The sequence below is a fragment of the Microcoleus sp. F10-B2 genome (genome assembly GCF_036704965.1).
Lineage (GTDB): Bacteria > Cyanobacteriota > Cyanobacteriia > Cyanobacteriales > Microcoleaceae > Microcoleus.
In genome coordinates, this window is the sequence record NZ_JAUBTB010000077.1 from 19,285 (window position 1) to 34,514 (window position 15,230).

Consider the following 15,230-nt stretch of genomic DNA (forward strand, 5'->3'; position numbering starts at 1 on the left):
GCGATAGTTACCAGAGCTACTAACCAGATGGCCAGGTTTAGACGTTGTAATGTTTAATTATCCCACGACCCATTCTGACTAACACTTTTTTAAACAACTGTTCGGGAGAAAGATGAAGATATGGACTTAAATCAAACGTCTGGCAATCACCGATGGCGAGGACGACTAATAAAAGCTGGAGGGGGTATTCTACTAATCTTCGGCACAGGTTTAAGCGTTTTTACCTGGAAACTTTTCTCGCCACCTTCTGTTGACCGACTACCACTTCCCAAAACTTTAGTTTCTCTAGAATCACCCGAAGGACAACAGCTATTGAGCCAGAGCAAGAGCAAACAGGATTTTCAACCGCTTAGCACCCACATTGAAACCCAAAAACGTCCAGCATATTGTGGTGTGGCTAGCAGTGTGACGGTTCTGAATGCACTCGGCAGCAAAAAACAGGGATATCGCACCCTAACCCAAGACACCTTTTTTGACGGTCAAACCCAGAGCATCCGTTCTTCTTATGCCGTCACTTTTTCGGGCATGACCCTTGATGAATTAGCGGCTTTGCTCAGAAGTCACAACGTCAAAGTTGAGGTCTATTATGCGTCGGAGATAACACTTAAGCAATTTCGTACCCAAGCTAAAGCTAACCTTGCCCGTTCTGGCGACTATATAATCGTGAACTACCAACGCTCTGTTTTGGGTCAGGGTAAAAGCGGGCATATTTCTCCCCTCGCTGCCTATCACGAACAAAGCGATCGGTTTTTGATTGAAGACGTAGCCAGTTATAAATATCCGCCTGTATGGACTTCTACTGAAAATCTTTGGAAAGCGATGAATACTACTGATTCAATTTCCAAAAAGACACGGGGCTATCTCGTTGTGCGCCAGTAAACTAGAGAATTAGGCATTGCATAGCTGGGCTTCAAGCATTACTCAAAAATGACAAAACGGCGGTTTCGACCAAAAGTAATAGGAGTATTATGCTATTTTTGATTTGAACTTTATCTGTTTTGGAAAAGCATTATGTCTAAACTTTTTGCCGTTGTTGTAGCAACCATTCCAGAGTATTACGATTACAAAAACGCTCACCCAGAACACGACCCAAATCAGCTAGCTTGGTTTCGCGAGCAACAGGAGAAAGGAATACTACTGTGTTGTGGCCCGTTTTTTCCCCATGATGGAACAGGGCTTTGGGTGATTCAGGCAGAAAATGTGGAAGAAGCTCAAAAGATTGTTAACAGCAGTCCCCGCGCCCTGGATGGTATGTTAGCAGAATCTACTAGAGTAGTGGAGTGGCAGGTGCATATTGGGTGCGAGCGTTTTGCTGACTGTTAAACCAATTATTGAGAAGGCAGAGTATTACTACTACTCTCTCTGCCCTTGTACAGAACCCCAAAACGGAAATCTTTTACTGCTAAGTATTTCAGGCTTTGCTACTTCAAGTCATTTTGTCTTATATTTACAAAACTTTACTTCTTGTCCTCTTTTGCACGTATTTCGGCTGCAGCCCTGATAGATTAACGGGGAAAGAACGGTACGTTACATTGATTGACCGTTAACCGAGAGAATTGTTAGGTCATCGCACACGATCGCTCAATTAATTGTTGTAACATCCGATCGAGTTCAGCGATCGCTTCCAGGTTGAGACAAAAAACACTCTCAAGGGTAGCGCGTAACTCTGCAACCGTTGAAAGGACGCGATGTTCTGTTCGATCATCCAAATAATGCACCGTAAACTGATTATTCCACAAGGCATAACGACAATTTGAATCCGGTTTTGCCACCATCAAATTAGTAACAAAAATCGAGTTGGGATGAGTTGAAACATACCAATTGCTCACCTCATAATCGGGTAATTCTTGCTCCTGAAGCTCGAATCTGTAAAGGGATTTCCACTCCTGCTTGATATATGCTTGCATAATGTAGCTGCGATCCGCTGCGCTCAATCGAAATGGTTCGTGGGATGTAGGTTGTTCAATATCTGGTGTCAAAGCAAGCGGCGCGGTAAGCGTTAACCCTCCGAATCCCACATCTGCAATGTATGGCTCTCCATCAATATTGACCCCCAGCACCATATGACTGCGAGGTGCGATCGTCCCGGATGGCAAATTCCACAGCACGCGAGCTGCTAGATTCGTTACCTGAAAGCCAAGAGCAAGCAACACAGCCCGCAACAGTAAATTTTGCTCAAAACAATAGCCGCCCCGTCCCTCGTGGATTAGTTTTTGTTGCAAGGATGCTAAATCCAGCTTCACAGGTTGTTTCAGGAGTGAATTGAGGTTTTCAAAGGCGATCGTGTGGGAATGTCGTTGATGAATTGCCTGTAACGTTGTCAGCCTGGGTGAGCAGTCACCGCTATAGCCAATTCGTTGAAAATAGGCATCAAGGTCGATTTCAGTCAGTCGTTGTTGTAATTGCATATTTTATTATTAGAGTCAATGCTGAGTTTATTCATGGGGAGTAATTAATTATTATGTATCCAACGTTGCTTCATGTTTAGCATCGGAGAAATCATAGATTTCGCTCGCTCCTTCACGTCGAATCATCCACTTCCCCTGCATATCGCTCCTTTCATCCCATCAAGTAAATCGGTAATGTCTCTTTGGTCGGGGCCGCGATTATCGCATACACCATCAAGGTATTTAAATTTTTGTGTCTGCTGAGTTTCTGCACTTTTCTTACATTCCCCTCTGTTGCGTCCAGTGCAGCCGTGATAACACTGTGTCTGATGCGGTGAGGGAACATCTGCTACTAGCGTTGCTTAATCAGGGTATGAAAAAAATAACTTGAAAATCCCGAAGTTTTGTGGATACTGGTTTCTCTGACTTGCATATTTAGCCCTTCATACCCTAAATCAGCAACGCCCTTTACCTTTGGCTTCAAATCAATTCTACAGTTTCACGCTTGCATCGCCCACTGTCTCGGGCTATACCTGTGCTGACATAACGCATCTCAAGAGCTAATCTCAAAGTTAGTTCTTTACCGCAATTGCTCATGGGTAGCCAATCTACAGCCAAAACTATCTTTCTGGTCGCCTCTATGGTGGGCTGGCTTATCGTTGGTGCATCTTTGATGTATCTTTTTCCGGTCGTCGCAGATTGGTTAATATCCGACGCTCGCACCCATCTATGGATGCAGACCCTCAGCCGTAGCGGTTACAATCCTATTCTGGCTTGGGTAGGAGGAGGCATCACTCTGGTTATTACCGTGTCGGGGTATATCCTCTGGCATCAGAGGTTTGAAGGCAAGATTTAGAGCGATGGTCACAGATGGATTTTGGAGCGATCGAGTTCTGAGTTCAAAGAAGTGTGGGAGGCTTTTGCGGTGAGGCGTAAAAAAAGCCTCCCAAGACGACTATCAAAATTTTAGATATTTATGAGTGCTGGTTTGATATACAGTGCTTACTTTTTGGACAACAGCGAGTGCTATATTTCTGAAACTTTGGGCTGCTGTAAAGCAAGATAGTATTAATGAATCTGACTTGGCAACAGTTATCAAATTCTCAGTGATTTAGTCTTTAAGTTTCTGCTAGATTGCCTTTAGGTTTTAATAAGGGCATGGTAGTGGTTTGGAAAACTTAACTTTTATTTACAATATGCTTTCTATCCTATCTACTTTACGTCAAGTCTCTTCTCATTTGCAAGAGCGCTTGATTCAACCCCTCGCTGTGAATCCAGCCTACGAAGCCACCGTAAATCATTTTGCCATCGCGATCGGCTAAAAAAATGTGGTCAACGCCGAGGGGGTTTTTCCAAGCCCTAACTGCTGTTCCATCCCTAAGTCTGATAATCGGATTGGAACTGTTAAAATCCCTGTGGTGTGCTGGTGTCATTCCTGGGACAGCTTCTAAAATGGCGCGAGCCTCAAGGGTAACATCTGAAATGTTTGCAGCGCTGGTTGCTGAACAGCCACATCCATCTGTCACAGTTTGCTTGAGCCTTTGTTTGATATCGCCATCAAACAGGGATAATTGCTCAATCTCCTCTAAAAGTTTCCCGTGTGGCTCGGATAAGCGCCTTTGGCAATAAATTGCTGTCAGCAAGTCCTCTAACCCTACTTTTGTTAAGGCATCTGCAATCAATCCCGTCAAACCTAGTACGGCAATGCCTCCGAGCATTCCTGCCGGGCCACCTAGAAATGCTAGAGCTGCTGTGATTGCAGCCGCTCCTGTTAAACCTGTCGCAGCCATCGTCACTACCAAGATGATACCTGGTAAACCCAAAGCAGCTACTTTCTTGACGACTTCATCCATTTTACTAACCTTCGCTGTTGCTTTCTTTCCTTTATCAACCAGTTACCAGCACGAAAAACCTGTTAGCGCAACAAGTTATTTATTATATCCTGACCTTGCCGTAGCAGTTTCGAGTCGTAGATGGGGAAATTAGATTATCCTGATGAATCTGTAGCGGTTCCAAGTCATAGATGAAAAATTTAAGTTTCCCCGCCTAGATTTTTAATGGTACACCCACCCTGTCACAGGTTTTCACAATTTTAGGGGTCGCAGACTTAACAAACTCTCAATCTTCCTCTGAAAATTTTCACGGGTTGGGTCGAACGCAGCTCACGCCCCCATCGGGAAATTTCTCGTTCAAACTCTGATTGAAATAATACTGACACCAAAATTCTGCTACTTCCAACAACATGGGTACGGATTCAGCAACGATACCCGAACCCGACTGCAATCCATAGCCTTCTACATATTCTCTAGCTAACTTGTAAACCCAATAGGGGAAATCTGTCTCTACAAAACAGCGCAGTGCATACTCTAGCTTTAGTAAATCTCCACTGCGAACAAAGCGCACCGTTGTCCACCTAAATTTGCGGTAGTCATCCCCTTGTACCCCATCAATGTCTCTCAATAAGTTTCTCAAAGATTGCCGGTTTTCGTAACTAGGGTTTTCTCGGTAACTGTCCATCAGTGCGATCGCTTCATCCACTAACTGTTTTTGCTGTTCCCATTCTTCATCCGTGAAGTGTTCGGGACATTTCGCCTGATTTATCTGCTGCTGCACCCGTTGGGCAATGTAGAGCGCAAACTTTTCGGCAGCAACTTCATCGGTGCATAAACTTTTGATACTCGTCAGTCTGGTTATCGGTATAGCCAATCGAGCTTTTTCAACTTCCTTGGTGGCTTGAATCCATTTTTTGATTTTATTCGCAATAGCAAGTTGTTGTTTGTTTTGTTTCATTTTCTTCAATTGCCTATAATTCTTAATGCCCTGATTGAAGCAGCGCCTCTCTCGTCAAGTAAATCAGTTATGTATTGTTACAAATAATGATATTGCCTATTGCTGTTTCTTATGCAGCAGCCCGTGAATATACTTCTTCAAGTATAAGAAATAATTCATCTAGCTGAGTCGAGGTAAATAATCCCTCTGGCCCCTGTGGCGTAATGTCGGTAAATGGGGATTCATAAAGGATTGCTGCATCCATTGCGCCATGTGCGGTTAGGTAATTCACAATCATATCCACAAATTCAATCTGATTGGAGTTAAGATTTTTACCAGATATAAACTTAGCCAGTTCCTGCTTGGCTACCTCCCGATCTAGTCCTACTAAGGAACGGACGAATAAACCTAACCCGTGTGACTCTTCTTTCGCACGCTCTATATCCTCCTCTACCCCTAATTTGTTTTCTAGCAATATCTTCTCTAACTCAGATAGATCGGATGGAGTGAGCTGTTTGTTAGTTCGTAGTTTAAAAATGACCACATGATCTTCATGCGATCGCAAAAAAGCCCTGGCTTTAGCGCGGAACTTATCAAAGTTATCTAATGCTGTAAAACCAGGCAACTCTACTATTATCTCATCCCCCATTACATCCTCAAAGTCGGTGTAAATAGGTTGGCGTTTTTGTTTCTCAATCAGCTTTATTAACCCCCGTAGGCGTTTGCGTAACACCTCCAGCATTGGTAATGTCACATCTTGCCACCACTCATCGGTTTGTACATCCTGAATCAGGGCTAACTGTTCTTGCACGAAGGGAATGGCAGATTTCTCCTCTAACAATCCTGCAAGTGACTTCACCTGTTCTTGTAAACGCTTAAACGTAGAGTCTGAGCGCAGGATTGCTAATTGTAACTTCAGCATCAGAACATCAAATCTTTTTATTTCTTCTGTTTCTGTTTCCAATTGAGAGGGCAAACCAGCTATTTCTTGACTGAGTTCCAGAAAATCATCGATCGATAACGATGCCCATGCTGCGGAATTAGCATATTTCTCTACGAATCGTTGTTTAGGTCGCACTATGAAGTTTTCAGGATTCATAGCCGCCACTTCGGTATTGAGTAAATTGGCTAGTTCCTGGCGCAATTCTGCATCGGTACTGGGTTCTTTAGAGGTTGCTTGATACTCTTGAATTTTGCTCACTTTTGCTGGATTAATTGGTGGATTTCCAGGTAGTCTTTTATCCAGCTCTCCAATTAATTCTAATCGAGCGGTAAACAATTGCTGACCCAATGATTTAGTTATGGGTGCATTAACCGTCTCTGAGTTGTGTTGAAAAAACTCTAAATTTTGGCAATAATCAAACAGGTAAAAAAATTCTTTATCTTGCCCCAGTCCAAATAGGTCAGGGCATAGCCTCGTACCTCGTCCTATCATCTGCCAGAACTTAGTTTTGGAGCGAACAATTTTGAACAGCACCAAATTAACTACCTCTGGCACGTCAATCCCTGTGTCGAGCATATCCACTGAGATTGCGATATGAGGTTCTTTATCTTTTTGGGAAAAGTTATCAATCAGACTTTGAGCATAGGAGGTTTTGAAGGTAATGACGCGGGCAAACTCACCTTTAAAGTGGGGGTAGTTGGCGTTGAACCGCTCAGCAATAAATTCTGCATGATCTTGATTTTTAGCGAAAATAATGGTTTTGCCGAGCCGATCGCCCCCAGCAACTTTTAATCCCCTAGTCATCAGATGCTCTAGCACCTTATCCACGGTATCTTTATTGAATAACCATTTGTTGACTGCTTCTGCTTCTACGCGCTCAGGGGCATTGCCTTCCGTGTCCCATTCAAGCGCATCCCATTCTTCTCTTTCTGCTTCAGAGAGTTCGCCATAATTTATGCCTTGTCGTTGAAACTTAAGCGGCACTGATACTGCTTTCAGGGGGACTAGATAACCATCTTTAACGGCATCTTCAAGCGAGTAAGCATCGGTAGGTACGCCATTTTCTAAGTCAAAGAGTCCGTAAGTGTTGCGGTCAATTTCATCCTTTGGTGTAGCGGTTAGCCCTAGCAAGACAGAATCAAAGTAGTTGAAAATGGTACGGTATTTCTGGAAGACAGATCGGTGAGCTTCATCAATAATAATTAGGTCAAAATGCCCTACGCCAAAACGACGCTGGCCGTCACGGGTATCATTAATTAATCCCATCATGGTTGGATAGGTGCAAGCAAATACTCGTCCTTCGGTATCTTTTTCTGTGACTAAGTTTACTGGCGCGGCATCGGGGAGATGTTTCTTAAATACATTGATTGCCTGATTTACCAAAGCTACACGATCGGCTAAAAATAATGCCCGTTTTACCCAGTTACAACGCATCAGCAGATCGACCAAGGCGATCGCTGTTCTGGTTTTGCCTGCACCAGTCGCCATAACTATCAGGGCTTTGCGGTCTTTATCAGTCTCTAAGGCTTCGGTAATGTGACGGATGGCACGAGTTTGATAATAGCGTTCGGCAATGGTAGAGTTAATTGTGCCTGCTGCTAAAGATTTACGGGTAGCTCGGCGCTGTATAAGTAATTGTAATTCCGTTTTTTTATAAAATCCTTGCACCTGTCGCGGTGGATAATTAGTATCATCCCACAGCCAATGCTCGTAACCGTTAGAGTAGAAAATAACTGGACGCTGATTAAATTGGCTTTCTAGGCAATCGGCATATAGCTTAGCCTGTTGTTGCCCGGTGCGGGGGTCGTTTCGGGTACGCTTAGCTTCTACGACTGCCAGAGGTTTACCATCATCGCCCCAGAGGACGTAATCAACAAAACCTTGATTTGATGAATTGGGCATCCCTGTAACCGGAAACTCTCGATCGCGCTTTTGGTCTAGGTTCCATCCTGCTTCTTTTAACAAAAGGTCTATAAAAATATCGCGGGTTTGAGCTTCAGAATAGTCGTGGGTATCGGGTTGGGTGACACTGGCTTTCTTGACTGCTGCTAATTGGGCCCGTAGTTGTTTCAGTTCTTCATCAAGTGCATTTTTGTCTGCTAGAAGTGTTGAGAGCTTTTCATCGCGATCGTGTAGTTGAGTTTCTAGTTTCTGAAGTTGTTCAATGGTTTGTTTAGGAACTGGTGCACTCTTAAGCAATGCGTCAGAGTTGAAGGTAAGCCCCGAATTGGGTTTGCTACTGCGTCCATAGGTATGTGCTAACCAGTATGCAACATGAAACAGCTCCCGTACAGCATTTATAGCATCATTCACAGAGATAGGTCGGGTACTGTGTACGGCCTGATTTCCTAGTTTGATAATGACTCTTGCTTTGTTAAAGATTGCTTCACCTACTAAGGTTTTAAAAGTAGGTTCGTGAATCAAGCTGCTTAGATTATCTTGATAAGGCAGTTCTAGAGAATTATCGTATTTATATAACCAATTAACGGTTAACTCCAAGGCTCGACGGGCATAAAAGCAGGCAGTGCGAGGGTCGGGATGTACTGCATCAACTGCTTTGGTGGCGGATTCATAAATTGTGGGGAATTCAGCTTGGAGGAAGGTAAACTGGCTCATATATAGCAATCCTAAATCAGTTTCAATAATTGGTTAACTGGTTCCCAGGCTCTGCCTGGGAACTGATGTCGAGAGGCTCTGCCTCGGCCCAGACTATGGAGGCAGAGCCTCCGGATATGCGTTACCAGGCAGAGCCTGGGAACGAGTATAATCATTTAGGATTGCTATATTTATGTAGGCATTTGGTGATAGTTCTCTAAATCCTTGTCTAGTGACCAGATAAAAACTTCACTCATTGAGAAGATATTACAGGACTTATGAAATTCCTGAATGATGCTGAGATCGCCGAAACTTGTTCCTTCTTGTTTATTAGGAGCTTTGTTTTTGCCAGCTTCATCAGGGAACTGGTCAATCCACTCCAGTATTTCCGCTGTGCTCGGGAATGTAGTAGGCCTCCAGGGCGCTACGCCTGTGAAGGCTGCTTTAACTTCTTTAACAAAACGTATGGCGGTTTTCCTTCGCATTGTGCCGTCCCCGTTTTGGGCGATGTGGTTGCCTGTTTCGAGTATGGTTGCCATTGGCAATAGAAAAGTACAGCCAGCTAGAGAATAAGTCTTAAAATCTTCGAGAACTGATTCTCTATGCTGATTATAGTTGGGAACGTTGAGTATTTCGAGGAATATGCTCGTATCAATCAAGCAAATACTACTCATTGCCGTATTCCTGCAACCGAGATAGCCATGCCATCGCTTGCTGCTTTCTGTCTTCAGGGGTGTGCGGCGATTTGACGAATCGATCGACTATCCCAGCAGTTACCAGTTGACCGAGCGGCCCCTGAGATATCAGACTTGGAAAATCATACATTTCTCCAAGCCGTACCAGGCGGCTATCTCCTGCCTCTGGATTGCGGTAACAAAACACTACATCACCCAGGGCAGCATCGGGTAAGGCATCCATTAACGCGGGGTTATGAGTCGATAGCAGCACTCGCAATTTACGACGTTCGGCAATATCTCGGATGCTGGCGAGTAAATGCTTGGCGCGGTTGGGATGAACGCCGTTGTCGATTTCCTCGATGACAACTAAACTGCCTTCGGTAGCCGATAGCATAGCAGCGGCGATCGCTAACACCCGTAAAGTGCCATCGGATAATAATGCAGCCTCACAATAGCGGCGGGTATTGCCAAATGTTTCTGCTAATTGCACCATGACTTCATCCCGTGGACCGAAAAGGAAATCTAGCCCATCTATAGCTTGTTCTGGTAAACTCTGAATAAAGTTGAGAATTGCCTCGCGATTTTCGGCTTGGTTCTCCCACAAGCGATACAAAACGCTGGAAAGATTAGTGCCATCTTCTTGTAATCGCTTATCAGATTTGAAGCTGTACTCGCGCATTCTGGCGGGGACGGGATCTAAAAATAGGATATTTTGTAAGACTTTTTGATATTCGCGGACGGTTTCAGGAATTATCTTTTGGGATTTGGGGTACTTTGCATCAAAATGGGCAGGGGTGTCTAATTGCACGAATATAGCCATCTGATCGCTGCACGTTACTCGTGGCTTGTTCTTCCCTTTTGTAAAGTTGTTATATGCGACACCAACATCAGTCCCTACTCCTTGAGAAGGCTGATCTAGGTCATATAGTGGCACTTGACTTGTCGCGCCAACGATTCGCTCATTACTGATGTGCAGTTCTCCGTCACGCACATTCAGGGTTATATCGAGTTGGTTCCAATCTGGGTAGTCTAAACGGCAACCAATGGTAAAATTTGACTCTCCCCGATGGCACAAGTCATTTACTCGACCGCGTACAACACGCTCTGCACTATTCACGGCATATTGAATGCTGGAGAGTTTTTGACCTTGTGCTAGCCATGACAGAAAGCGCAAACCTTCAAGGGCGTTACTTTTGCCTGCGGCATTGGCTCCGATTAGTACGGTTAGCGATCCAAGGGGTAAGCGGCTTGTGCTGTAACTTTTGAAGTTGGCGAGGGTAAATTCCGTTAGCATGGCGCTCATGTCATAATTCTCCTCTAAATGCTCGATGTTGGAGGGAATAAAAGAGGGCATCGAATTCTGACAGTGTGGCGCGGTGTGCTGCTTTGAGTTTTTCTACGGCTTCGACGCGTTTGGCGAATTCGCGTTGGAGGGGGAGGGGCGGAAGAATCACAGGGATTTGGTCTAAATTTGTTCTATTCAGTTTCTTTTGATCAATTCCTGTTACAAAGTTACTAATATCCTGATAGTTTAAATAATGACAAAGATAATTTAAGTTTATTTTTTCTTTTTCACAAACAACATGAGCATGATTATTTACCCAATATTTTCCTTGTGCAATTAGAGCAATTGGTTTATTACGGGTTACTAAATTCATTCCATCTTCTTCTATTAGTAAATTAGTTCCTTCAAATAAAAAATGATCAACATAATCAATAATTCCAATTGCTCCATAATAAGGATAAATTTTTTCTTGTTTAGTGCGATTTTCTTCTTTTACTGGCTTTCTTTTGGAATCTTTATTAATAACAAGTTTACCAAAAGGTTGAATTTCCCACCCCATAGCATTAGTAACAGGATTGCCGAACATTTCTATGAAGATGGCTTGGGTGAGGGTGTCGAGTTGTGCGATCGCCTCCCGACGTTTAGACCTGAGTTCTTCGGCGCGATCGAGTATCTCTGCAATCCGCCTCTGTTCCTCTAGTGATGGTAGTGGGAACCGTACTCTTTTTAAATCTGCAAGAATAATTCTTCGTATTGCTGACCCAGTTTTTCGCTTGAGGGCATCGTCTAGAACTAATGGCAAGCGCAATACATTACCTAGATATTGAGATTCTATTAATTTTTTGTTTGGACGAAGAATAGCTAGAGACGAAAGGACCGCAAAAGGTTTGTCAGTATTGACAATATGGACTTTACCGACAGTACCGTCCTTGGAAAATAAAACATCTCCTTTTTGAGGTGCAGAATTACCAAGTTTTGCGATTTGGTAGTCTGCATCAGAGATGAATGAACAATTAGTGAAATCAAGCTCAACATCTGTTACATCTTTTACTGTCAGAAATGGAATTCCTAAACCTACATTCTTTGGTGTGTAATGTGTCCCATCGGTCACAAGATCACAAACGTCCTCAATTGTTGTGAAGCTACTCATCCCAGCAGACCCTCCAAATCCTTCATCCCCTGCTGAATTTCCACCTCTAACTTCGTTAAATTAGCGAGGATGTCTTTGGGTGCGCGATGTTCCACTTCTTCATGCACCACTTCCTTATAACGATTCAGACTGAGGTCATACCCCTGAGAAGCAATATCCGCCTTGGGTACACAGAAACTTTGAGCAGTACGTGATCGCTCTCGTTCGGTAGTATTTCGCAGTTGCCAACGACTCAACACATCCGGCAGATTATTCTTAGTATGTTCCTCTGCTGTTAACCCAGAAGTAGGCACAGCACCTAATTTATCTTCAGAAAGCAAAGGCGTTCTTTTATCGTCCAAACTCCACCCGTCAGCATTCACATTGTAGAACCAAACAGAATCAGTTCCACCTGAGTTAGTTTTAGTAAATAGTAAAATCGCAGTAGAAACACCCGCATAAGGCTTAAATACACCACCAGGCAGAGAGATTACAGCATCAAGCTTCTGCTCCTCCACCAACAAGCGGCGCAATTCCTTATGAGCCTTAGAAGAACCAAAAAGCACCCCATCCGGCACAATTACCGCAGCCCGTCCCCCTGGTTTCAGCAATCTTAAAAACAGAGCCAAAAATAGCAATTCAGTTTTCTTAGTTTTGACGATCGCCTGCAAGTCTTTAGCCGTGTTCTCATAGTCCAACGACCCAGCAAAAGGCGGATTAGCGAGGACAAGGGTATAAGATTCTTCATCACCAGAATGTTCCTGTGCCAGCGAATCTTGATAGCGCACATCCGGGTTTTCTACGCCATGCAAAAGCATATTCATACTGCCAATCCGCAGCATGGTATTGTCAAAATCAAACCCGTGAAACATCTGATGGTGGAAATGTTGCCTCATTTTGGTATCGCGCAGAATTTCCGGGTGATGCGATCGCAGATATTCATTAGCAGCCACCAGAAAACCGCAAGTCCCACTAGCTGGATCGCAAATTACATCACCTGGGCTGGGTGCAGTCAGTTCCACCATCAACTGAATAATGTGGCGCGGTGTGCGAAACTGTCCGTTTTGTCCAGCCGAGGCAATCTTGCCCAACATATATTCGTAAAGGTCGCCTTTAGTGTCCCTGTCTTCCATCGGTACACCATCCAGCAAATCCACCACTTTAGAAAGCAGGGCCGGTGTCGGAATTGTGAAGCGGGCATCCTTCATGTGGTGCGCGTAAGTCGAACCATCGCCTCCCAAAGTCCGCAGGAAAGGGAAAACATGATCGTTGACGACCTCAAACATCTCCTTCGGTGCAAAATTCTTGAACCTCGACCAACGCAAATCATCGTAGGAGCGTTTTTTGATATCTTCCCCCTCTGGGAAAATCCGGCGTTCCATTGGGCGCTTGAGCCGATTAGCTTTGTTTTCTTCCAGAGTATGTAAATCGTCGAGACGACGCAGAAACAGCAGATAAGTAATCTGCTCAATGACTTCGAGGGGATTGGAGATACCACCCGACCAGAAGGCATCCCAGATTTTATCTATTTGACTTTTGATTTCCCCAGATATCATATTGCGCTTTCTTGTCCCATAGATAATTCTAAAAATTTGGGCGATTATCAGTTTAGCTTGGATATGGTTTGGCTGGAAATATGCAGCCCCAATCTATCGGCTGCTTGTACTTCAATTTAAATCTTTGCGATCACAGCCTTCTGAGTCTATGCAAGTAATATTTGCAGGGGAAAGTTCAGACTAAACGCCTTCGGAATTTACGATCGCTCACCAGCGAGCACTTGTCTCATCATCACTCAACCGCATTAGACAAACTTTCAAACCACCACACTAAGGTACGGACATCCTCAAGCGCTGAAGCTAACCGATCGCGATCGCCCATCCAATCGCCATACTTCCCATGCTCGCGGGCCCCCCACACGTAGATGTACTCTAGCCCCGGATCGATCTGCACGGCAAACCCACCACTAGAGAAGTTAAATACTGCCTAGAGGTCGTCTGGCCCAACAGACCATCGCAAGAAAACGACGCTTGTCGCCAATGCTGGGAATTCGTTGAACACTTCAGCGAAGAAGCGTTGACTGAATTCAGGAGTGTCGGCTAAAGCGATGTCTTGTGGCTGGCTCCACCACTGGCCCTTTGTCTCACGGCCACAGCGAGGATCGTGTTCTGGAAACTTGTCCATATCTCGTAACTGTAGGGAAAAAAGAAATCCCATCTCGAATGTGTTTTGCTGGTACTAGACAGACGCTAGCTGATAAACTAGCTGACCTCAAGGCATCTTAGGCAAGTAGGATTGAGCAAGCAAAAGCAGAGTTGAGCGCAGATCTGTGGGAAATAGTCGGCGCTCGTGATGGCAACGATAAATCACAAGCCGTAGGAGTGGAGAGCTGCCCAGAAGCAAGTCGCCGATCGGGAAAAGGAGCTTTTGCAATTGCACGAGCGGAACGGCGACTTGGGACTTGAGGTGCACAATCTTACCGAACAGCTTGCGACCGTTGCAGGCGTGAGCAAAGAACTAGCGCCGCTCAAGCAAGAGTTGAGAGATAAAATGGCTGATGTTCACGCCTGAAGGGCGGGCGATCGAGCTCTCCGGCAGTACGCTAGCAGCGAGAACGCCCGCGAGCGATGCTAAAGCCGATTTAACAGAAGCTAATAGCAAATTGCTCCAGCAGTTGGAAAAAAACCGGGAACTGGTAAGGGAAATCGCCGAACAGGGAGCACAGCCTGCCAGTGTGGATTTGTCAGAATCGGCAACTTTGCTCGCGCCAGTTGAAAGACCGACGTAAGAAATGTAAGACGGACTTGGCAGATGTGGAGACAATTTTTAAAATTTTGAGCGGTGATGATCAATAAAATGTATAGGTCATTATGCAGCGGTGACACGCCCCAAAGAAGCCGTCTGCACTTAGGTTGGGGGCTTTTGTGTTAGGGCTAGGGGTTAATCCAGTCGATAATCTTTGCCTTAGTGCCATATCTCTTCCCTAAAATCTTCAATGTGTCATCAGTGCGATCGAAGCCCCTTATACTGAGTTTCGGCATTTCGGTTTGCCGTAGGGTGTTACTCGAAAGTAGCCTGGAATGGTTACAAGAAATGCAACCTTCTGTTTTGGCCAGGAGCATGAAGTTGAAACCGATTAGGTTGTGTGGGGCGTGTTATCCCTAGTCGCCTTGTCATAAGATTGAGTGGCAGTTTAAGGGGATGCAGGGGTGCGATGGCGTTCCGCCCCGCAAGCTACGGCATCAATTAATGTTGCTGTCGGAATGTCCCCACTGTGTGGCGAGGTTTAAGATTCCAGCATTGTGGGTTGATGGGTGGTGTCCGAGGTGTTTTTGGTCCTTTAAAGAGATAGTAAAGTAGCAGAAAACTACGGGAGCATCCCGATTTTGCAAGTATACAAAAGTATGATAAAATGCGCTGCTTTTGGGAAAAGCCAACACTTAGCTTC

Annotated in this window: 14 protein-coding genes; 5 read left to right on the forward strand and 9 right to left on the reverse strand. The window is 44.7% G+C overall.

The genetic code is table 11. The annotated features are described in order from the left end of the window. Positions 1–120: 120 nt before the first annotated feature. Together QUA99_RS24550 and QUA99_RS24555 are read left to right on the forward strand one after the other, a co-directional pair. Entirely contained in the window at positions 121–879 is a 759-nt protein-coding gene (locus QUA99_RS24550; protein WP_333241613.1) for a phytochelatin synthase family protein, read from the forward strand. 132 nt (positions 880–1,011) lie between these two features. Next, complete coding sequence (locus QUA99_RS24555) at positions 1,012–1,323, forward strand: YciI family protein (protein ID WP_333241614.1); 312 nt, start codon at positions 1,012–1,014, stop codon at positions 1,321–1,323. A gap of 236 nt (positions 1,324–1,559) precedes the next feature. On the opposite strand, the gene QUA99_RS24560 is transcribed toward QUA99_RS24555, so the two are convergent. Continuing rightward, complete coding sequence (locus tag QUA99_RS24560) at positions 1,560–2,408, reverse strand: arylamine N-acetyltransferase (protein WP_333241616.1); 849 nt, start codon at positions 2,406–2,408, stop codon at positions 1,560–1,562. 619 nt (positions 2,409–3,027) lie between these two features. On the opposite strand from QUA99_RS24560, the gene QUA99_RS24565 reads away from it, so the two are divergent. After that, on the forward strand, positions 3,028–3,243 hold the full coding sequence (locus QUA99_RS24565) for a hypothetical protein (RefSeq protein ID WP_333241618.1): 216 nt from the start codon (positions 3,028–3,030) through the stop codon (positions 3,241–3,243). A gap of 361 nt (positions 3,244–3,604) precedes the next feature. Here the strand turns inward: QUA99_RS24565 and QUA99_RS24570 are convergent, their stop codons facing one another. The 8 genes from QUA99_RS24570 to QUA99_RS24605 form a co-directional block, all read right to left on the reverse strand. Beyond that, entirely contained in the window at positions 3,605–4,240 is a 636-nt protein-coding gene (locus QUA99_RS24570; RefSeq protein ID WP_333241620.1) for a hypothetical protein, read from the reverse strand. A gap of 286 nt (positions 4,241–4,526) precedes the next feature. After that, on the reverse strand, positions 4,527–5,177 hold the full coding sequence (locus QUA99_RS24575; protein ID WP_333241622.1) for a hypothetical protein: 651 nt from the start codon (positions 5,175–5,177) through the stop codon (positions 4,527–4,529). A 109-nt stretch (positions 5,178–5,286) separates the two neighbouring features. Next, complete coding sequence (locus QUA99_RS24580; RefSeq protein WP_333241624.1) at positions 5,287–8,715, reverse strand: DEAD/DEAH box helicase family protein; 3,429 nt, start codon at positions 8,713–8,715, stop codon at positions 5,287–5,289. A gap of 170 nt (positions 8,716–8,885) precedes the next feature. Beyond that, complete coding sequence (locus tag QUA99_RS24585) at positions 8,886–9,368, reverse strand: hypothetical protein (RefSeq protein ID WP_333241625.1); 483 nt, start codon at positions 9,366–9,368, stop codon at positions 8,886–8,888. Next, positions 9,361–10,725, reverse strand: a complete 1,365-nt coding sequence (locus tag QUA99_RS24590) for an AAA family ATPase (protein WP_333241627.1) — start codon at positions 10,723–10,725, stop codon at positions 9,361–9,363. The genes QUA99_RS24585 and QUA99_RS24590 overlap by 8 nt, the downstream gene beginning before the upstream one ends. Next, positions 10,676–11,806, reverse strand: a complete 1,131-nt coding sequence (locus QUA99_RS24595; RefSeq protein WP_333241629.1) for a restriction endonuclease subunit S — start codon at positions 11,804–11,806, stop codon at positions 10,676–10,678. Before QUA99_RS24595 ends, QUA99_RS24590 begins: the two co-directional genes overlap by 50 nt. Further along, entirely contained in the window at positions 11,803–13,341 is a 1,539-nt protein-coding gene (locus tag QUA99_RS24600; protein ID WP_333241631.1) for a class I SAM-dependent DNA methyltransferase, read from the reverse strand. The genes QUA99_RS24595 and QUA99_RS24600 overlap by 4 nt, the downstream gene beginning before the upstream one ends. 232 nt (positions 13,342–13,573) lie before the next feature. Beyond that, on the reverse strand, positions 13,574–13,735 hold the full coding sequence (locus tag QUA99_RS24605; protein ID WP_333241633.1) for a hypothetical protein: 162 nt from the start codon (positions 13,733–13,735) through the stop codon (positions 13,574–13,576). 474 nt (positions 13,736–14,209) lie between these two features. On the opposite strand from QUA99_RS24605, the gene QUA99_RS24610 reads away from it, so the two are divergent. Both QUA99_RS24610 and QUA99_RS24615 read left to right on the forward strand, forming a co-directional pair. After that, a complete protein-coding gene (locus tag QUA99_RS24610) occupies positions 14,210–14,353 on the forward strand; it encodes a hypothetical protein (RefSeq protein ID WP_333241635.1) in 144 nt (47 codons plus the stop codon). Then, complete coding sequence (locus tag QUA99_RS24615) at positions 14,340–14,570, forward strand: hypothetical protein (protein ID WP_333241637.1); 231 nt, start codon at positions 14,340–14,342, stop codon at positions 14,568–14,570. Before QUA99_RS24610 ends, QUA99_RS24615 begins: the two co-directional genes overlap by 14 nt. The last annotated feature ends 660 nt before the right edge of the window (positions 14,571–15,230 follow it).